We start from the raw sequence: 18,851 nt of genomic DNA on the forward strand, positions 1-18,851 counted from the left end.
GATTGAGGTAGTAGCGGAGAATCTGGTGGGAAGCCACATCTATTTTGATGTAGTGTCCGTGGGGGCGACCATCAATCTCATGCTGGCGGCCGTAAAAGCAAAAGGCCTGACCGTGCTCGAGAATGTGGCAAAAGAGCCTCACATTGTTGATCTTGCCAACTTCCTTAACTCTATGGGAGCCGATATTCGTGGCGCGGGAACGGATGTCATCAAAATTCATGGTGTTCAGCATTTGGGAACAACCAATTATTCCATTATACCTGATCAGATTGAGGCTGGCACATACATGATTGCCGCAGCTGCTACCGGCGGCGATGTGCTCATTAAGAATGTCATCCCTAAGCATCTGGAATCCATTACAGCCAAGCTCATCAAAGCAGGGGCGGAAGTGGAGGAGTTTGACGATTGTCTGCGGGTTTGGCGCACAGGTCCTTTGGAGCGGACGAGCCTGAAGACAATGCCCCATCCTGGATTCCCCACCGATATGCAGCCGCAGATGACAACCCTGCTTTCGATGGCCAATGGTACCTCTATTGTCACCGAAGGAGTCTGGGATAATCGTTTCCGCTATGTGGATGAGTTGCGGCGGATGGGCGCTAATATTCAGGTTGATGGCAAAGTGGCAGTGATTGAGGGAGTTCCTCAGCTTCATGGGGCACCGGTGCGCGCTACGGATCTGCGGGCAGGCGCCGCGCTGATGATCGCGGGACTTTGCGCAGATGGTGTGACGGAAATTGAGGACATTTATCATATTGAACGTGGTTATGAGAATATTGAGGTCAAGCTGAAAGGCTTGGGAGCCAATATTCGCAAGGTTATGATTCCGGAAGAAACCCTGGCTAAGGCATTATAGCGCTATTTGATGAAGCAAATAAACGGATGAGCAAAACCTTCGTGTTTTGCTTTTTTGCTGTATTTCCTTGACTATCGCCAGAAGGAGGAGAGCTTGTGTCGCGCATTTGTCCACTTTATAGCGGAAGCAGCGGAAACTGCACCTATCTAGGCGGAGGAAAGGATGGTATCCTCATTGATGCTGGGGTCAGCTGTCGAAAGATTTTAAGTGGTTTGCAGCAAATCGATGTGGATCCTGGACAAATCAGGGCGATTCTCGTTACCCATGAGCACACCGACCATATTAAGGGACTCAGGATTCTATTAAAAAAGCTTCCCGTTCCAGTTTACGGATCCAGAGAAACTTTGGAGTACATAGAACAAAACGACCTGGTGCCTCCTACGGCAGAGTTGCGGGAGATTGCCGATACCATGGAGATTGCTCGGATGGAGATCACCCCCTTTGATACCTCTCATGATTGTGCCCACAGCCTTGGTTTCCGCATCCATATGGCTGATGACCGCTTGGTGGGATATGCTACCGATACGGGTTGCATTACCGACGCTGTGGATCGTGGCCTGAGCGGTTGCGATGTAGTGGTACTTGAATCTAACTATGACAGAGGAATGCTGCAAAGCGGCAGGTACCCTTATCATCTTAAGCGGCGGATTGCCTCACCTCAGGGGCACCTTTCCAATGAGGATTGTGCGACACAAATTGCAAGTCTGGTGAAATCGAAAGCCACCCGTTTTATTTTGGCCCACCTAAGCCGGGAAAATAACCTGCCTGATATCGCCTATCAATCATCCCTTTCTCAGCTATTGCTAGAGCAGATGAAACCGGGAATTGATTTTACCTTGGACGTTGCGTCCCGATATGAAGTGAGCAGGATGCTCACCTTTTAATGTGGATTGAAAAACACCTCCCGCGGGAGGTGTTTTCTGGTTGAAGAAAGGAAGAGATACTTGCTAAGCGTGGAAATATTGTGTGTAGGAAGGCTCAAAGAAAGGTATTGGACAGAAGCGGTAGCAGAATATACAAAGCGCCTCCAATCCTTTTGTAAGCTGCGCATTACGGAAATTCCGGAATGCAGGGTGGGGGATCGGCCTACTGGGGGAGAAATTGAAAAAGTGCTGGAAACGGAAGGAAACGCCATCCTTCAAAAAATCTCTCCGAGCGCCTATGTGATCCCAATGTGTATCGAGGGAAAATCTTTATCTTCCGAAAAGTTGGCGGAAACATTGCAGAACGTAGCAATCGGTGGAAAAAGTCAGGTTTGCTTTGTCATTGGCGGATCCTTTGGCCTGTCAGATGCGGTGAAACGCCGCGGGGATTTGCGGCTTTCTGTGTCAGCTATGACATTTCCTCATCAACTGTTTCGCATTATGCTGTTAGAGCAAATATATCGGGCTTTTTCCATCGATGCCCATACCCAATATCACAAATAAAAGGGACCGGAAATTTCCGGTCCCTTTTTTAGCTAATCTGCGTTTCTCCTTTGCTAAAAAGTTCAGGATGGGAAGAGAGACTGCCGTCTGGCTGCAAACTATAGGCGTCAAAGATACGCTCGTAATGATAGCCATAGGTGTCATCCGCCCTCAGAAGGACAGATACCATATCGTCAGTCTGGACATCAAGATTTTCTTTTACAGGAATTTCCAGAGAGACTCCCATGAGCATTTCCTCTGTTACCTGGATGGGATATACCTTGGCATCGCTTCCATTGACCTGAATAACAAGCTCCGCCTTTTCCACCTGATTGTCGCCGTAAGGATCTGGCAGATACATAAAAACTTCAAAGCTGCCATCCAGTGTCAACTGTTGATGAACTGGATCAAATTCTGTACTGCCCCAATAGCTGGCACTTTCCAGAGTAAGGAGATACTCTCCCTGCAGGTTGTAAAATTCGCCGATGGTCTGGGTCTGCTTTTCGTCGCCCTGTTGGAGCACCCCCATCACCACTAAATTCTCACAAAGGGGAATCTGACCTTCCGCAGTGAATACCAGCCCCAGATCGGAATCCTGTTGCGCTTTTGGCACAACTTCCTGCTGTTGGCCATCATACATGAGGAGGAATGTAACCTGAGCGGCCTCTTTCGCGGATTTGGGGGTTGCAGTCATGGAAATATTTAGCTTTTTGCCTTCGCGATCAAAATTACCGGTTTCACAGCTGGAATAGGAAAAAATATTGTTTTGCTCTTTTAGGGAAGCCTCGATATTACCGATACCGCTGTCAATACTGCTTTGAAGGTTTCTTTGCATTTCGGAAATGTTAGTTTGCAGATTTTGTATTTCGGAACGCAATCGGTGGGTCTGCCCTAACAGAAGGCAGATGACCACAATGCCAAGCACAGCAGCTCCGGCAAATACAGAAATCAAAATGTAGTATCGCTTTTTCTTATTTTCGTCCATAAAGCCTCCTTTTGCTGGATTATACCTCAAAATCCACAACAACCCGGTCACAGATAACCTGGTGGACGAACTCTTTGACAGCCAAATGGGCCGGATGGGTTTGATATCCATCCAGCGCCTCTTTGGAGGTGAGTTCGCTGTATAAACACAGGTCGTATCCCTTAGGATTAAAATTGACCCCTACCTGGGCCTTGAGCAAGCCGGGTACAATTCCAACCAGCGCCTCTAGTTTTTCCTTGATAATTTGGCCATTTTGGGCTTTGTTGCCACCAGCGGCCTCTTCTTTAAGATTCCAAAATACAATGTGTTTGACCATAAGCGGCCTCCTTTTTATTTATGAAGATATCATTATAAAACGCTGTGCTGCCAATACTTGCGGTCCAGACTGCGGTATTGTACTGCCTCGGCAATATGGGGCGCATCAATGACTTCTGCTCCTTCTAAATCGGCAATGGTGCGGGCAACTTTGAGAATCCGGTCATAAGCCCGGGCGGAAAGGCCCATGGAGTCAAAGGCCGCTTTCAGAAGGGAATTGCCTTTATCGGAGATAGGACACATCTCCGAGAGCAGCCCGCTGGTAATCCGGGCGTTGGAGGTAATCCCGGTTCCTTCAAAGCGCTGTAGCTGAATTTCACGCGCTTTTTCCACCCTGGCACGGATAGCGGCAGACGGCTCTGCTTTTTCAGAGGAAGACAGGTGCTCATATTCTACCGGCATGACGTCCACATGGAGATCAATGCGATCCAGCAGAGGGCCAGAAACCTTGGAAAGATAGTGGGCAACAGCCTTAGAAGAACAGGTACAGGGCCGGGTAGGATGGCCGTAATAGCCGCAAGGACAGGGATTCATGGCGGCAACCACCATGATAGAGCAAGGGTAGCTCATTTGTCCTGCCGCCCGGGAGATGGTGACCATATGGTCCTCCATAGGCTGGCGAAGCACCTCCAGGACACTGCGGTTAAATTCGGGCAGTTCATCCAAAAACAAAACGCCGTTATGGGCCAGAGAAATTTCACCGGGAGCCAGGTTGTAGCCCCCTCCAGCTAACCCAACAGCAGATACGGTGTGGTGCGGGGCCCGAAAGGGTCGAGTCCGGATCAGAGAATTGCCTTCCCCCAACTGTCCACAAATCGAATAAATTTTGGTGGTCTCAATGGCCTCATCAAATGTCATCGGGGGCAGGATAGAGGGCAGACGTTTGGCCAGCATACTCTTCCCAGAACCGGGAGGACCGATCAAGATCATATTATGAGCGCCGGCCGCCGCGATTTCCATAGCGCGCTTTGCTTCGGCTTGCCCCTTGACGTCACGAAAATCCAGCGTTTGAAGAGCTGACTCGGCAGAAAAGGGAGGAGAGATCAGAGGCTGTATCGGGGCTTCTCCGGAAAAATGCCGGATTAAATCGGTGAAATGGGATACAGGATAGACCGCGATCCCTTTTACCACTGCGGCTTCGGCTCCATTTTGAGCCGGGACAAAAACGCCAGAAAAGCCTTCCTCTTTGGCCTTGAGAACCATGGGAAGCACACCACTGACATGGCGAACTTCGCCGGAAAGGGACAGCTCTCCTAAAAAGGCAAAGGAATCGGTGGGGAAACTGATTTGGCCAGAACCCTGTAATATTGCAATCATGATCGGCAGATCATAGAGCGGGCCGGATTTGCGAATATCCGCGGGGGCAAGATTGACAGTAATCCGGCTGACAGGCAGGGTATAGCCGCAGTTTTTGATAGCGGCCTTGACCCGGTCTTTAGACTCCTTGACAGCTGTGTCAGGAAGGCCGACGATATCAAAGCTGGGAAGACCGGTGGCGATGTCTACCTCCACAGCGACCACAACCGAATGTATTCCATACACTGCAAGACTGGATATTTTGCAGAACATCTATGCCACCGCCTTTTGGCCAATTTTTAGAAATATTATAACATAGTTCGACAATGGAAGAAAGTATGAGAGGGAAAAATCCCTCATTGTTTTTTATTGGATCATAATAAAAAATAGTATATTTATTTTGGATTATTGTAGAAAACAACATAAAAATAGGGGATTTTTAGTCAAATTGTTCTTCGATTTGTATTGAAACTGCATACGAGCTATAGTAAAATAGAAGGGTAAATAGCGTGAGGAAATCACAATTCAAAGAAAATGGGTGATGTAAGATGACAGAGATGCAGAAATATCAGCTTTGGTGCGACAAAAATCTGGAAGACAAAGATGTAGTGGCAGATTTGGAGCAGATTAAGGGCAATCAAGAGGAGATATACGACCGTTTTTACAGGGAGCTTGAATTCGGTACAGCAGGACTGCGGGGTGTCCTAGGCGCAGGCACCAATCGAATGAATATTTATACAGTCCGCAAGGCCACCCAGGGGTTTGCCAATTATCTGATTAAAAACAATAAATCCAAGGGAATCGCCATCGCTTACGATTCCCGCATCAAATCGGATGTCTTTGCCAAAGAGGCGGCCTGTGTTCTGGCGGCCAACGGTATTAAGGTATATTTATATAAAGAATTGATGCCCACACCGGCCCTTTCCTTTGCGGTGCGTGATTTGCATTGTGACGCAGGTATTGTTGTTACCGCCAGCCACAATCCGGCAAAGTATAACGGCTATAAGGTATATGGCAGTGACGGCTGCCAGTTAGATGTGGAGGATGCCAATCAGGTGTTGGCGGAGATCGTCAAGCTGGATATCTTCTCGGATATCAAATTCATTGGCTTTGAAAGCGCAATGTCTACCAACCTCATCGAATACATAGGTGAAGATTTGATTGACCGGTTTATTGAGGCGGTAAAGGCCCAGGAAATTGTGCCAGGGGCATGTGCGAAGGCCAACCTTAAAGTAGTGTATACTCCTCTGAATGGCGCCGGAAACCGCTGTGTCAGGGAGATCCTCAAACGGATTGGGGTCAGCGATGTGACTGTTGTCAAGAGCCAGGAAATGCCCGATGGCAATTTCCCCACCTGTCCCTATCCTAATCCTGAGATCCGGGAGGCTCTAAATGAGGGACTCAAAGTCTGCGAAGAGGTAGGACCGGATTTACTGTTGGCCACCGACCCTGATTGTGACCGTGTAGGTATTGCTGTAAAAGATGGAGATGACTATCGCCTCTTTACCGGCAACGAAGTAGGTGCCCTCCTGCTGGAGTTTATCTGTAAAGTGCGTACTGCAAACGGAACAATGCCGAAAAATCCTATTGCGGTCAAGAGCTTTGTAAGTACCTCCATTGTGGAAAAGATTGCGGAAGAGTATGGCGTGCAGGTCATTAATGTACTCACCGGTTTTAAATATATTGGACAGCAGATTTTGGCATTGGAGAAAAAGTGCGAGCAGGATCGGTTTATCCTCGGATTTGAAGAGAGTTACGGTTACCTTTCTGGAAGCTATGTTCGGGATAAAGATGCTGTCAACGGTTCTATGCTCATCTGCGAAATGGCCGCATATTACAAGCTTCAAGGCATGACACTGGTAGATGCGGTGAACAAACTTTATGACAAGTACGGCAAATACCTGCATAAGATCGGTAACTTCGCTTGTGAAGGTGCTGCCGGCATGGAACGTATGAAACAGATCATGGCGGATCTTCGGGCCAATGTACCGGCAGAAATCGGAGGCTATGAGGTAGTTTGGTTCTCTGATTACGCAAGCTCGGTGAAGAAAAATTTGAAGACCGGCGAAGAAGTGGAGATTACACTGCCCAAATCTGATGTATTGGCCTATGACTTAACCGATAATCTGGGAGTCATTGTCCGGCCGTCGGGAACAGAACCGAAGATTAAGGTTTATTACACCGCTGTAGGCAGTACCTGGGAAGAAGCCGAGGAGAAACAAGCAAAAATGGCGGCGGATATGAACAAAATGATGGGATTTTAAGATGGCAGACCTTTAATAAAAGCGGCCGCAAAGTTGCGGCCGCTTTTATTAAGAATAAAGAGGAGGGTCGATATCTCCGAAGTTTCATGCAATAAGAGAAAATCAAAGGGGAAAAACGAAAAAAATAAGAGGATATCCATAAAAAGTCTTGCATTTTGTTCCGAGTTATGATAACATTCTATTGTTAGCGTGAGTAGTGAAAGAGGTGACTCAGATGAAAAAAGGAATCCATCCGGATTACCAGCCGACAACAATTAAATGTGCTTGCGGTGAGGTCATTGAGACCCGCTCTACCAAAAAGGACATCCGCGTTGAAATTTGTTCCAAGTGTCATCCATTCTTCACCGGTAGACAGAAACTCGTAGATACCGGCGGACGTGTTGACAGATTCAAAAAACGTTTTGGTATGGACAAATAAGCAATTTTATATTTGCGAAACGCAGGCGGTGCATGCTATGTGCACCGCCTTTGTTGTGTGCCGGGGAAGGAGAGTCTCAACCGTGAAGGACTATATTACCCTGAATCAGCGGGCCCAGGATGAATTTGTAGAGCGAAAATCCCGCTTTATCGGGACAGCGACGCCAGTATCTACGCAGGAGGAAGCTATCGCTTTTATTGATGAAATGCGCTCGAAATATTGGGATGCCACACACAATGTTTATGCCTATATCCTCCGAGATGGAACTAAACGGTACAGCGATGATGGAGAGCCCCAAGGAACAGCCGGTGTCCCAGTGCTGGACGTGTTACAGAAAGAAGGGCTCACCGATCTGTGCGTGGTGGTGACCCGGTATTTTGGCGGCATTCTTTTGGGAGCTGGAGGCCTAGTGCGCGCCTACTCCCATGGGGCCAAAATCGCGGTAGATGCTGCAGGAATAAAACCTATGAGTGTCTGCAAGGTCTATGAGCTAGAGATGGATTACAGCCAATATGGAAAGATTACCTACCTGTTGCCAAAATTCCACGCAGTGACCCTGGAATCCGACTTTGGCGTTGTGGTTAAAATGAGGGTCATGATGCGGGCTGTTTATGCAAGCCAGTTTCAGCGGGAATTAGAAGAACTCACCAGTGCAACCGTATTCCCCTACGAGATAGAGGAGGTTTGGGACTGTATTCCAGAAAAGTAAACCCCATGAATTTTTATATTTTTTTGGGGAATCAGAAGGAATTTAGACATAATTTTAGAATAATATAGTAGAAGGATTTCCTCGCGTTTTTGGGTGCAGGAATCGTTGGCCTCTGAAATGCCTGGCTAAGTAAGAAATTAGGAAAAAAGGAACTTTTGCTCGGGGAGGTTGTGCAGCAATGACCATTAGGGAACAGACGGAAGCACTGGAACGACAGACACTCTCCAAACGCGCTGCCCTTGCCTGTGAGTCACAGGGCAGGGATATCCCCATTGAGGAATGTCCTCTCAGAACCTGCTATCAGCGGGACAGAGACCGGATTATCCACTGCAAATCATTCCGGCGCCTTAAGCATAAGACCCAGGTTTTTTTGGCCCCTCAAGGGGATCATTACCGCACCCGTCTCACCCACACCCTGGAGGTAGCCCAGATAGCTAGAACGATTGCCAGAGGATTGCGGCTCAATGAGGACTTGACCGAGGCGGTGGCAATGGGCCACGATTTGGGCCATACTCCCTTTGGTCATGCCGGGGAACGGGCGCTCAATGAAATTTGTCCCTACGGATACAAGCACTACCTGCAAAGCGTGCGGATTGTAGAGCGGCTGGAGAAGGACGGAAAAGGGCTTAACCTGACCAAAGAGGTCCGGGACGGCATCGCTTGCCATACTACTGGCCCCGTGGCAAAGACATTGGAGGGACAGATTGTCCGCTACGCCGACCGGATTGCTTATATCAACCATGACATTGAGGATGCCATCCGGGCTGGGGTGATGGAGGAGGCGGATATCCCCGACCACATCCATCAGGTACTTGGAGACACCAAATCCAAGAGAATTACGACCCTTGTTTCCTCGGTCATTAACAACAGCACCGATGAAATTCGGATGGATGATGAAATCTTTGCGGCATATCAGGAAATTCATCATTTTATGTTTGAAAAGGTTTATACCAACCCTCTGCCCAAGGGAGAAGAGGGAAAGGCACAGGATATCATTATCAAGATCTACGAGTATTTTATTCAGCATCCAGAGCAGCTGCCTGATGAATATAAAGTGATTTTGGAACAGGAAGATGTGCACCGCGCTGTCTGTGATTATGTGTCTGGTATGAGCGATTACTATGCAATTCACATTTTCTCAAAGATCTTTATTCCACAGGGGTGGAGTAAATACTAACATCTGCGCAAAGGAGGGGAAAACCGATTGATTCCGGATTCATTTATACAGGAGCTCAAGTACAACAGTGATATTGAGCAGGTGATCTCCTCCTATGTGAACCTGAAACGCCGGGGCAGAAATCTGGTGGGCCTCTGTCCTTTTCACAGTGAAAAGACCCCATCCTTCACGGTTTATCCAGATAGTCAGTCCTTCTACTGTTTTGGATGCGGTGCCGGCGGAGACGTTATCACTTTTATCAAGAAGATTGAAAATTTGGAATATGTAGAAGCCCTTCGATTTCTGGCAAAGCGGGCCAACATGCAGATGCCGGAGGATGTAGAGGGGGACAAAACAGCAAGGCTTCGCACCCGTATTTTGGAGCTCAACCGGAAGCTGGCGCGTTTTTTCCACGAGCAGCTCATTGCTCCTTCGGGACGGAAGGCTCTCAGCTATCTGAGGGGGAGAGGCATTACCGATAAAATAATTCGCCACTTTGGGCTGGGTTTTGCCCCGCCGGGATGGGATAACGCCCGGAATTTTCTGCGGCAAGAGGGGTTTACTTATGAAGAAATGCTTGCTGCAGCCGTTGTAGTGCGAGGAAGAAACGATTCGGTATATGACCAATTCCGGGATCGGGTAATTTTCCCAATCATCGATATTCGGGGCAATGTCATCGCCTTCGGAGCGAGAACGATGGAAGGGAGCGGTCCCAAATATCTCAATTCCTCAGATACCATTGCCTATAAAAAGAGCAGAAACCTGTTTGCGTTAAATTTTGCTAAATCCAGCAAGCAGGACTGCTTGATTTTAGCGGAAGGATATATGGATGTCATCGCCCTCCACCAAGCTGGATTTGACAATGCGGTGGCCACCTTGGGAACGGCGCTGACACCGGAACAGACCCGGTTGATTTCTCAATATACAAACAGCGTTGTCATCGCTTATGACTCAGATGGAGCGGGACAAGCCGCCACCAAACGGGCGATCAATATGTTTTCTGATGTGGGGGTCCACGTCAAGGTACTCACGATTCGCGATGCAAAGGATCCAGACGAGTTTATCAAAAAGTTTGGAGCCAAACGTTTTAAGATGTTAATGGACGGTTCATCAAATGCCATTGAGTTTGAGCTTTCTAAAATAGGCAGTCGATATGACTTGGAGACAGACGATGGAAAAGTGGGCTATCTAAAGGAGGCAGCAAATCTGTTGGCTTCGATTTACAATCCCATCGAACGGGATGTGTATGCTTCCAAGACAGCTCACGATCTGGGAATTTCCAAAGACGCGTTTTTGCTTCAGATAAAATCTGTCATAAAACGAAGGCAGCAAAAGGAAAAAAGAAAGGATACGCTGAAGATTGCCGCGGCAGAACCAGTAGGTGCTCCACCTGATCCTGAACGGAGTAGAAACTTGAAAGCAGCGGTGATTGAAGAGCGGATTTTAGCAATTCTATTAAAAAATCCTGATTATTTTATGGACATTTCGCATAAACTGAAGGAAGAAGACTTTGTGACCCAATCGAACCGTAAGATTTATGCGGTTCTTGCTGAAAGGCTGCAAGAACAAAAGCCCATTGACCTTGGCTATTTAGGCGCCTTTTTTGATGAAGGTGAAATGGCCAGGATTACGGGCCTTATGGTGTCCATTGCAGGAATGAATTTTTCTCTGGCAGACTTGGAGGAATATATCAGTTCCTTACAGTCGGTCCGGGATGAAAAAAAGCCACAGGATGTGGCTGGGATGAGCAACGAAGAGACGATAGAATATTTGAAGCGTCTTGCGGCTAAGAAAAAATAGGGGGTAAAAATTTGGGCACACAGGATAAGAAAACAGTACTAAAAGAACTGCTGGATTTGGGAAAGAGCAAAGGAAAGCTCTCTTCCAAGGACATTCACGACGCTCTGGACGATCTGGATTTCGATGTGGAGCAGGTGGAGAAGCTTTACGACACCTTGGAAGCCAACAATGTGGAAATTGTTGATGACTTTACGCCAGAGGCAGATCCAGTATTTGAATCCACCGAGCCGGAGGATCTGGAAAATGCCCTTTCTACCGAGGGAATCAACATTGACGATCCGGTAAAGGTGTATCTGAAAGAAATCGGACGGGTTCCTCTGTTGACCTCAGAAGAGGAAATCGATCTTGCCACCCGGATGTCTCAGGGAGATCCCTACGCACGCAAACGGTTGAGCGAAGCAAACCTGCGGCTGGTGGTCAGCATTGCAAAACGCTATGTGGGACGCGGCATGCAGTTCTTGGATCTGATCCAAGAAGGTAACCTGGGACTCATTAAGGCCGTAGAAAAATTTGACCATACCAAAGGATTTAAGTTTTCTACCTATGCGACTTGGTGGATTCGTCAGGCCATTACACGTGCCATCGCTGACCAGGCGAGAACCATCCGGATTCCGGTGCATATGGTGGAAACCATCAACAAGGTGAAAAAGGTGAGCAGCCAGTTGCTCCATCGCAATGGTCATGAGCCAACAGCGGAGGAGATTTCCGTAGAGCTTGACATGCCGGTAGATAAGGTACGGGAAATTATGCGGGTAGCCCAAGAGCCGGTTTCTCTGGAAACGCCAATCGGTGAAGAAGAAGACAGCCATCTGGGTGACTTCATTCAGGATGACGACGCGCCTGCTCCGGCGGAAGTGGCGTCTCATACCCTGTTAAAAGAGCAGCTTAGCGATGTTTTACAGACCCTAACCCCCAGAGAGGCCAAGGTGCTCCGTTTGCGTTTTGGTCTGGAAGACGGTCGCTCCCGCACCCTGGAAGAGGTAGGCAAGGAGTTTAACGTGACCAGGGAACGCATCCGTCAGATTGAAGCCAAAGCTCTGCGTAAACTGCGCCATCCAAGCCGCAGCAAAAAGCTCAAGGATTTCCTGGATTAGCCATTTGACAAAAATCCACTATTATAGTATATTTAATTTGAAGTTTAAGCTGAATGGAGGGAAGGGCCGTGCATATTACGCTGGAATCCGATTATGCCACGCGGATTGCCTATTGCTTGGCAAAAGCGCCAGGCCGGATGGATGCGAAGAGCATATCCGAGGAGACGGGGGTTACCCTGCGCTTTTCCCTGAAAATTTTGCGCAAGCTGGTGGCAAGCGGTATTGTCAAGTCTTTTAAAGGGACCCAGGGTGGATACGAATTGGCTCGAGATCCCAAAGACATTTCTCTTTGTGAAATCATCGAGACGGTGGAAGGGCCGCTCCTCATCAACCGATGTATCGGAGAGGATTTTGTTTGTACCCGGAAAAAGACAAAACCCTGCCAGTTTCAATGTACTTTTCGGGAGATTAGCCAAATGGTGATTGATCGCCTGCAAGAAAAGACGTTGGATCAGTATTTGGACGATGATGGTATTTAACCTTACATAGGCAGAGAGGCCGGACCTAATAGGTCCGGCCTCTTTATGACAAAAAACCGGCTGTAAAAAGCCGGTTTTTTATTTGTTTATTTATTTGCGTCGGCATGTCGGATTTGTGCCCGGCGGATTTTTCCGCCTAAGGTTTTGGGCAGCTCATCCACAAACTCAATAATGCGGGGATATTTATAGGGAGCGGTAGTGTGTTTGACGTGGTTTTGCAGCTCCTTAATAAGCTCTGGACTGGGGGTATAGCCCTTAGCCAACACTACGGTAGCCTTGACGACCTGTCCGCGGATGGGATCGGGCGCGCCGGTGATGGCACATTCTACCACCGCAGGATGCTCGATCAGGGCGCTTTCTACTTCAAAGGGTCCAACGCGGTAACCGGAACATTTGATAACATCATCGCTGCGTCCGACAAACCAATAGTAGCCTTCGCTGTCCCGCCAAGCAACGTCGTGGAGGTTATAGCACTCTCCGCCCAGTGCTTCATTTGTCTGAACTTTGTCCTGATAATAGCCCCGGAACAGGCCTACAGGGGGATGCTCCTTAACGCCAAAGATGCAGATTTCTCCCTCTTCACCGTCTTCACATTCCTTGCCTTCAGCGTTGATAAGCCGGATATCGTAGATGGGAGAAGGCTTGCCGGTAGAACCGGCCTTGGGCTCAAACCAGGGGAAATTGGCGAGAAGAACTGTACTTTCGCTCTGACCAAAGCCTTCTGTCATTTTGACGCCGGTAAGATCATACCACTTACGCCAGATCTCTGGGTTAAGGGGTTCTCCAGCGTTACAGCAGGTTTCGATTGAGGAAAGGTCAAACTTGCTGACATCCTCCTGTAGCATGAAACGGAACATGGTGGGAGGGGCGCAGAAGGTGGTTACCTTGTACTTTTCCAGCTTTTCCAAAAGCTTTAAGGGGACGAATTTTTCCATATCATAGGCAAAGATAACAGCGCCGCAGCACCACTGGCCGTAAATTTTGCCCCAGCCAAACTTAGCCCAGCCAGAATCGGAAACACTCATATGCAGCTTGTTTTCCTGTACCCGCTGCCAGTATTTTGCGGTTACTATATGTCCCAGAGGATGGATGAAATTATGCTGTACCATCTTGGGCATACTGGTAGTACCGGAGGTAAAGTAGATCAGCATGATATCATCGTTGTCATTGGCTTCTTCTCCGGTAGGACGGTCAAACTCGGTAGGATATTTCGCGATTTCTTCATCAAAGGTCAGCCAGCCGGGACGCTTTCCGCCGGCAACTGCACAACATTTGATGGAGGGGGATTCCTTCATAGCGCCCTCGACCTGCTCAATGACATAGTCGTCATCGATACACACCATCATGGAAATTTGTGCGGCGTTGGCCCGGTAGATCAAGTCTTTTTTGGCGAGCTGAAGGTTACCGGGAATGAGGATGGCGCCAATTTTGTGCAGCGCGACGGCGGCGATCCAGTATTCCCACCGGCGGCGGAGGATCAGCATGACAACACTGCCCTTTTTGATGCCACAGTCTTTGAAAAAGTGGGCTGCCTGGTTGGACAGTTTACGGATATCCTCAAAGGTGAATATTTTTTCGTTGTCGTGATCGTCGCACCAGACCAGTGCCTTTTTATTTTTGTCCTCTTTGGCCCAGGCATCGACAACATCAAAACCAAAATTAAAGTGATCGGGAATATTGACGCGATAGTTTTGCTTAAAATCTTCATAGGAATCGAATTCCTGCCGAGGCAGGAAACGGTCTAACACGGACATTGTTATCATCTCCTTGTAATTTTGCCTGCTTATTCCGCAATCACCGTTAGGAAGGTGGCAGGCTCATTACCTGCACAGGACTGCCCATGAGGATATTGGGGATTAAAGTAGACGGTATCACCAGCATTTAAAATGATTTCCTGATTGTCGAAGGTGAGTTTGACGCTGCCTTCTAGTACCATGTTGAATTCCTGACCGCTGTGGGTGACCAGATCTGCAGGAGCCTGAGAGGGGTCCAGAGTAACCAGCAGGGGCTGCATCACCTTGCGGGCATAGCGATAGGCAAGATCTTTAAAATGATAACCGGGATATCGGTCAGCTGTGATACCCTTACCGGCCCGAACAACGTGATATGTGGTCAATTTTCCGGATTCACCGGAGAGAAGTTCGTTAAAATCTACACCGAATTTGTTGGCAATCTGAAAGATAATGTTGATCGGGATGTTATAGCCATCCTTTTCATAGCCTAAATATGTGTTGACGTCAATCCCCAATTCTTTGGCCAGTTGCTCCGGTGTATAGTCACATACTTCCCGTAGCTCCCGCAAACGGGCCGCCAGCTCATGGAGTTTTTCTTCCATCTTCAACGCATCCTTTCTGTTGAAAAAATGAATGATATAAAATAAAAAATCCGCCCTAATTGCTTAGGGCGGATTATATATCCGTGGTACCACCTAAATTCAGAAAAAATTCTGCACTCATTACATGCAGGCAGACGCCGACATGCTTTCCTTATATCGGGGGATCACCGCTGAAGCCTACCGAGAAAATATTCCTTTCAGTCCAGTGCTCAAAGGCGACATTCCATATTGCTCTCACGAAGATTTACAGCAACCATCTTCTCTCTGGGCTTTAAGCAAATATGTACTCTTCCTCATCAACGCATTATCATATTGTCCTATATTATAATGCGCCTTTTAGCAAAAGTCAACAGTTTTTGGATAAATACGGCGAAAAGGAAAGCCGTCCAGTACTGGACGGCTGAGGTTGAGGCTATGCTAACGGGTATGAATATCGCTGGCGTCGGCAGCAATTTGATATCCCATTTTATTCAGGCGGTTTTCTATGAGATCGTAAGAAACGCCGCTGCTGTCATAGTCGATGGCAACAAGATGAGAATCGAGGCTGACACTGACAGAATGGACGCCGTGCATCTGGTCGAGACCTCGTTTCACATCCTTAAGATCATGCTTGTCGTCTACGTTTTCAATAATAAAATAGGCACTTTCCTGTGGCATATCATCACCTCGTTTTTATTATTCCCTAAAAGACAAAAATTTTACGTTTTTATCAGGGAATCATTGAGGAAGAATGATATTTTTATAACTGTTTTTTTGAAAAATTTACGATAGCGCCAACAATACACAGCACTGTGAGAAGCAAAGTGACAACACAAGCGCTTATCATCTCGTCAACTCCAATGCCCGAGAGCAGGGAGATGTTGCCGGAACCCAAAGTAATAGGATTGTAGGGCGCTGCCTGAGGAAAGATGCCAATCAAGAGCAAAAAACCCAGGATGCCAGCAGTGAGAAGAATACCGCCATATCCGCCTCCAATGAGGGTACTGCAAAATAGAAGCAAAGCTATGATAAAGATTCCTAAAAGCCAAAGGCAAAAAAACGAAAAGAAAAGGTGAGACGGCGCATGTTTCCCAAAGAGAATGAGGGTATAAATCCATGTCCCCACTGCAGACAAAACATAGCAGAAACTCCATAAAAGGCCGGAGGCAGTGAATTTGGCGAGAATGACCGTGGGCCGAGCAAGACCTTTGGACAACATATTGATCAGAGTTCCCCGCTGCATTTCTTGGGATATAGAGCCATTGAGAAGAATTAGCAGGACAATAATGCCAATTTGCGTTATGTTTTTAAAAAACTGGGCATAGGCATCCATCCAGGTGGGGGCGGGAATATTGATGGTGAGTTCGAGACCATCCATAGGGATTAATTTCAGGAGTTCTGGCATGATTTTTGCTAAGGCGGGACTCACTAACCCGAAAAGTAGCAGGACAATAAAAAGAATCAGCGCCTTAAAAGTCCGGATTTGCTCCTTAAATTCTTTCCCCATAAAAGCAAGATAACCACTCATTTGACCACCTCCAGAAAGAGATTTTCTAAAGAAGGCTCTAGAAGTTCAAATTTGATCAGGGAGAAACCTTCTTCCAGGAGCAACCTAAGAATTGCCTGTTTTGATTCTTCTGCACCGGTGAAGCGGACTATTACATCCCGCTCTTGTTTTGTGCAGCCTTTTATTCCAGAAAGTGCGGATAGCCTCTGGATCAGCAGATCGTTTTGGGAGGAATCAGCCAGGGAGATGAGGACCCGATCTTGTCGATAGGAATTCTTGATTTCTTCCAGCTTTCCCTCCAAGACCAGGTGGCCGTTATCGAGAACGCCAATAGTATCACATATTCTTTCCACATCGGAAAGAATATGGGTGGAAAACAAAATAGTGGTTTTTTCCTTAGCGATCGTCAGAATGTCCAGAATTTCCTTGCGGCCGATGGGATCCAGGGCAGAGGTAGGCTCGTCACAGATTAACAGCCTGGGCTCTCCCAATAGAGCCTGTGCAATGCCAAGACGTTGATTCATTCCCCGGGAAAATCCTCGAATACGACGGCTGATACCATCTAGTCCGACAAGGTGAAGCAGTTCTCTGGAACGTCGATCAATTTGATCTCCTGTCAGTCCGGAAATTTTTCCACAGAGACCGAGATATTCTTTGGGAGTCATATATGGATAGAAGTGAGGAACATCGGGAAGATAGCCGATGTAACGGTTGGCTTTTGGACTGCCTGCCGTTACCCTTTCTCCGCAGACGCATATCTCACCGCTATCCATTTTAAGAAAGCCTAAAATCATCTTCATGGTAGTGGTTTTTCCCGCGCCATTTTTTCCAATAAAGCCAAAAACATGGTGCTCTGATACAGAAAAACTGAGATCTTTGATGACCTTTGTGTTGCCAAACTGCTTATATACATGAGAGAGGGTGAGAATGTCCATTATGAGTCCTCCCTTCCGATGACAAAATACAGGATAGGACCAAGAATTTGGAGAAATAGTACAACCAAAATCCAGATTACCCGGTTTCCACAGCGATAGTTGGGATGTCTGAGTAAATGGATTAGAGCAGTAATCATAAGAATCAACTCTAAGACGATCACAGGGATAAGAAGGGGAAGATAAGTTATAAGATTTTCCATAGTTTACTCCTTTCAACTGAGCGGTAATCGTTACTGTTTCTGTGCGCTTTTCAACCGTGAAAGACGCTCTTGCATAGCCAGAAAGCGGGGGTGATCTCGTAAAACGGAAAACTCGGGAACCACTTCTAGACTACTAGCAAGGCTTTGACGAATTGAGATTTCATCACGAGGTAGTGCGTCACCTAAACTTAGAGAGGAGAAATATCCGTCTAGTTGATCGAAAAAATCGTTACCTTTGAGATGAAGAGGAAAAGTTTGGGGAGAGAGAGCTATATCGGTATATTCCTCCAGAATATCCAAACATTTTTCCCAGTTTGCCTGCTTGGCATAGGATATAGAAAGGGGAAGAAGAAAGGAAAGTAGGAGGATAGGATGCAAATGGATCAAATCAAAGGCATCGGATGCCATTTGACCAATTCGGCGGCATTGTTCCACCTTTGTCGGCTCATCGATATAAAGTATGGACATATTGGGGAGAATATTAAATAACAGCACTACCCCATAATAAAGAGAGACTTGGAGCACTTCCTTGGCTTTGGCGTTATTCCCCTTCATTTTGTAGGCCTGGGAAAGAAGAAGTTGCGGTGAAATATTGATTTCCTTTCTGTTTTCTAGAAGACGAATGGTACTATCAGGATCTCCGAGGGCGAGATAGCAGTAGGCCTGCATTTCTAGTGCTTGGTTAGCCAAATGATGATCGCTTCCGTGCTTCTCGATGCGCTGGAACAAACCAAGTGCCTCTTGAAGGAGTTCATGAGGTTGAGAGGGGGATGAGGCAAGTTGGTGGTAGTTAATGATCCATTGCCCCATAAGAAGAAGCAATTCCCAACAAGAGGAATATTTTTTACAATATTCCCTACATTCTGCGAGTGCCTTATCAAAATGACTCTGGTTTGCTAATTGACACAAATGAAGGTAATGATTTCGTATTTTTTCTTGGTCCAATTGGGGTTCATATCCCAAAAGACAATCAACGCTTATATTAAAGTAAGAAGCTATGACAGGCAGAAGCGTTATATCTGGGTAGCTTTGCCCGGTATCACATAGTTAAAAATATTGGTGTCATTTAATCAATTTTGCCGATAAAGCGGTAGAAGATTTCTACCTCCTGTTCCCGGCT

At 47.2% G+C, this 18,851-nt stretch carries 20 protein-coding genes and 1 other annotated feature; of the genes, 10 read left to right on the plus strand and 10 right to left on the minus strand.

Annotated elements, in window-relative coordinates; translation table 11 throughout:
- From ACZ25G_RS08000 to rlmH, 3 genes are all read left to right on the plus strand, one after another.
- A partial coding sequence (locus ACZ25G_RS08000; RefSeq protein ID WP_463682098.1) for a UDP-N-acetylglucosamine 1-carboxyvinyltransferase occupies positions 1 to 853 on the plus strand: 853 nt, incomplete at its 5' end.
- Between the two features lie 95 nt (positions 854 to 948).
- Positions 949 to 1,737, plus strand: a complete 789-nt coding sequence (locus ACZ25G_RS08005; RefSeq protein WP_463682099.1) for an MBL fold metallo-hydrolase — start codon at positions 949 to 951, stop codon at positions 1,735 to 1,737.
- 69 nt (positions 1,738 to 1,806) lie between these two features.
- Entirely contained in the window at positions 1,807 to 2,280 is a 474-nt protein-coding gene (rlmH, locus tag ACZ25G_RS08010; protein WP_463682100.1) for a 23S rRNA (pseudouridine(1915)-N(3))-methyltransferase RlmH, read from the plus strand.
- 28 nt (positions 2,281 to 2,308) lie between these two features.
- On the opposite strand, the gene ACZ25G_RS08015 is transcribed toward rlmH, so the two are convergent.
- Genes ACZ25G_RS08015 through ACZ25G_RS08025 form a run of 3 tightly spaced genes read right to left on the minus strand, consistent with a single transcriptional unit; the run spans position 2,309 to position 5,128 of the window.
- A complete protein-coding gene (locus ACZ25G_RS08015; RefSeq protein WP_463682101.1) occupies positions 2,309 to 3,244 on the minus strand; it encodes a hypothetical protein in 936 nt (311 codons plus the stop codon).
- A gap of 19 nt (positions 3,245 to 3,263) precedes the next feature.
- A complete protein-coding gene (locus ACZ25G_RS08020; RefSeq protein WP_191483032.1) occupies positions 3,264 to 3,560 on the minus strand; it encodes a Dabb family protein in 297 nt (98 codons plus the stop codon).
- 32 nt (positions 3,561 to 3,592) lie between these two features.
- On the minus strand, positions 3,593 to 5,128 hold the full coding sequence (locus ACZ25G_RS08025; RefSeq protein WP_463682102.1) for a YifB family Mg chelatase-like AAA ATPase: 1,536 nt from the start codon (positions 5,126 to 5,128) through the stop codon (positions 3,593 to 3,595).
- Positions 5,129 to 5,403: 275 nt separating this feature from the next.
- Between ACZ25G_RS08025 and ACZ25G_RS08030 the strand changes: the two genes are divergently transcribed.
- From ACZ25G_RS08030 to ACZ25G_RS08060, 7 genes are all read left to right on the plus strand, one after another.
- The gene (locus ACZ25G_RS08030) at positions 5,404 to 7,119 is read left to right on the plus strand and encodes a phospho-sugar mutase (RefSeq protein WP_463682103.1); all 1,716 of its coding nucleotides are present in this window, start codon (positions 5,404 to 5,406) and stop codon (positions 7,117 to 7,119) included.
- Between the two features lie 214 nt (positions 7,120 to 7,333).
- Positions 7,334 to 7,537: a 50S ribosomal protein L31 gene (gene rpmE, locus ACZ25G_RS08035; RefSeq protein ID WP_191483029.1), complete on the plus strand. Its 204-nt coding sequence runs from the start codon at positions 7,334 to 7,336 to the stop codon at positions 7,535 to 7,537.
- Between the two features lie 82 nt (positions 7,538 to 7,619).
- The gene (locus tag ACZ25G_RS08040; protein WP_224771930.1) at positions 7,620 to 8,246 is read left to right on the plus strand and encodes a YigZ family protein; all 627 of its coding nucleotides are present in this window, start codon (positions 7,620 to 7,622) and stop codon (positions 8,244 to 8,246) included.
- A gap of 178 nt (positions 8,247 to 8,424) precedes the next feature.
- Positions 8,425 to 9,423 (plus strand): deoxyguanosinetriphosphate triphosphohydrolase, encoded by a 999-nt coding sequence (locus ACZ25G_RS08045; RefSeq protein WP_342680776.1) that lies wholly within the window; start codon positions 8,425 to 8,427, stop codon positions 9,421 to 9,423.
- A 27-nt stretch (positions 9,424 to 9,450) separates the two neighbouring features.
- The gene (dnaG, locus tag ACZ25G_RS08050; protein ID WP_463682104.1) at positions 9,451 to 11,202 is read left to right on the plus strand and encodes a DNA primase; all 1,752 of its coding nucleotides are present in this window, start codon (positions 9,451 to 9,453) and stop codon (positions 11,200 to 11,202) included.
- 11 nt (positions 11,203 to 11,213) lie between these two features.
- Positions 11,214 to 12,296: an RNA polymerase sigma factor RpoD gene (gene rpoD / locus ACZ25G_RS08055; RefSeq protein WP_191482196.1), complete on the plus strand. Its 1,083-nt coding sequence runs from the start codon at positions 11,214 to 11,216 to the stop codon at positions 12,294 to 12,296.
- 68 nt (positions 12,297 to 12,364) lie between these two features.
- On the plus strand, positions 12,365 to 12,775 hold the full coding sequence (locus ACZ25G_RS08060; RefSeq protein ID WP_191482197.1) for an Rrf2 family transcriptional regulator: 411 nt from the start codon (positions 12,365 to 12,367) through the stop codon (positions 12,773 to 12,775).
- 86 nt (positions 12,776 to 12,861) lie between these two features.
- Here ACZ25G_RS08060 and ACZ25G_RS08065 read toward each other — a convergent pair whose 3' ends face one another.
- From ACZ25G_RS08065 to ACZ25G_RS08095, 7 genes are all read right to left on the minus strand, one after another.
- Positions 12,862 to 14,529, minus strand: coding sequence for an AMP-binding protein (locus tag ACZ25G_RS08065; RefSeq protein ID WP_191482198.1), 1,668 nt, complete (start codon positions 14,527 to 14,529; stop codon positions 12,862 to 12,864).
- 29 nt (positions 14,530 to 14,558) lie between these two features.
- Complete coding sequence (locus tag ACZ25G_RS08070) at positions 14,559 to 15,110, minus strand: cupin domain-containing protein (RefSeq protein ID WP_191482199.1); 552 nt, start codon at positions 15,108 to 15,110, stop codon at positions 14,559 to 14,561.
- Between the two features lie 61 nt (positions 15,111 to 15,171).
- Positions 15,172 to 15,419: a binding site (T-box leader), on the minus strand.
- Between the two features lie 108 nt (positions 15,420 to 15,527).
- Entirely contained in the window at positions 15,528 to 15,767 is a 240-nt protein-coding gene (locus ACZ25G_RS08075; RefSeq protein ID WP_191510654.1) for a cation transporter, read from the minus strand.
- 82 nt (positions 15,768 to 15,849) lie between these two features.
- Positions 15,850 to 16,617: an ABC transporter permease subunit gene (locus ACZ25G_RS08080; protein WP_191482201.1), complete on the minus strand. Its 768-nt coding sequence runs from the start codon at positions 16,615 to 16,617 to the stop codon at positions 15,850 to 15,852.
- A complete protein-coding gene (locus ACZ25G_RS08085) occupies positions 16,614 to 17,531 on the minus strand; it encodes an ABC transporter ATP-binding protein (protein WP_463682105.1) in 918 nt (305 codons plus the stop codon). The genes ACZ25G_RS08080 and ACZ25G_RS08085 overlap by 4 nt, the downstream gene beginning before the upstream one ends.
- Positions 17,531 to 17,731: a PLDc N-terminal domain-containing protein gene (locus ACZ25G_RS08090; protein ID WP_191510630.1), complete on the minus strand. Its 201-nt coding sequence runs from the start codon at positions 17,729 to 17,731 to the stop codon at positions 17,531 to 17,533. The genes ACZ25G_RS08085 and ACZ25G_RS08090 overlap by 1 nt, the downstream gene beginning before the upstream one ends.
- Before the next feature lie 30 nt (positions 17,732 to 17,761).
- Positions 17,762 to 18,541 (minus strand): tetratricopeptide repeat protein, encoded by a 780-nt coding sequence (locus ACZ25G_RS08095; RefSeq protein ID WP_463682106.1) that lies wholly within the window; start codon positions 18,539 to 18,541, stop codon positions 17,762 to 17,764.
- Positions 18,542 to 18,851 lie beyond the last annotated feature (310 nt).

The sequence above is a fragment of the Zongyangia sp. genome (genome assembly GCF_965361945.1).

Bases quoted from the DNA above. Each gene is read 5' to 3' on its own strand.
- ACZ25G_RS08015 (WP_463682101.1), bottom strand. From the start codon at position 3,244: ATGGACGAAAATAAGAAAAAGCGATACTACATTTTGATTTCTGTATTT.
- ACZ25G_RS08020 (WP_191483032.1), bottom strand. From the start codon at position 3,560: ATGGTCAAACACATTGTATTTTGGAATCTTAAAGAAGAGGCCGCTGGT.
- ACZ25G_RS08025 (WP_463682102.1), bottom strand. From the start codon at position 5,128: ATGTTCTGCAAAATATCCAGTCTTGCAGTGTATGGAATACATTCGGTT.
- ACZ25G_RS08030 (WP_463682103.1), top strand. From the start codon at position 5,404: ATGACAGAGATGCAGAAATATCAGCTTTGGTGCGACAAAAATCTGGAA.
- rpmE (WP_191483029.1), top strand. From the start codon at position 7,334: ATGAAAAAAGGAATCCATCCGGATTACCAGCCGACAACAATTAAATGT.
- ACZ25G_RS08045 (WP_342680776.1), top strand. From the start codon at position 8,425: ATGACCATTAGGGAACAGACGGAAGCACTGGAACGACAGACACTCTCC.
- ACZ25G_RS08065 (WP_191482198.1), bottom strand. From the start codon at position 14,529: ATGTCCGTGTTAGACCGTTTCCTGCCTCGGCAGGAATTCGATTCCTAT.
- ACZ25G_RS08070 (WP_191482199.1), bottom strand. From the start codon at position 15,110: ATGGAAGAAAAACTCCATGAGCTGGCGGCCCGTTTGCGGGAGCTACGG.
- ACZ25G_RS08075 (WP_191510654.1), bottom strand. From the start codon at position 15,767: ATGCCACAGGAAAGTGCCTATTTTATTATTGAAAACGTAGACGACAAG.
- ACZ25G_RS08080 (WP_191482201.1), bottom strand. From the start codon at position 16,617: ATGAGTGGTTATCTTGCTTTTATGGGGAAAGAATTTAAGGAGCAAATC.
- ACZ25G_RS08085 (WP_463682105.1), bottom strand. From the start codon at position 17,531: ATGGACATTCTCACCCTCTCTCATGTATATAAGCAGTTTGGCAACACA.
- ACZ25G_RS08090 (WP_191510630.1), bottom strand. From the start codon at position 17,731: ATGGAAAATCTTATAACTTATCTTCCCCTTCTTATCCCTGTGATCGTC.
- ACZ25G_RS08095 (WP_463682106.1), bottom strand. From the start codon at position 18,541: ATGGGGCAATGGATCATTAACTACCACCAACTTGCCTCATCCCCCTCT.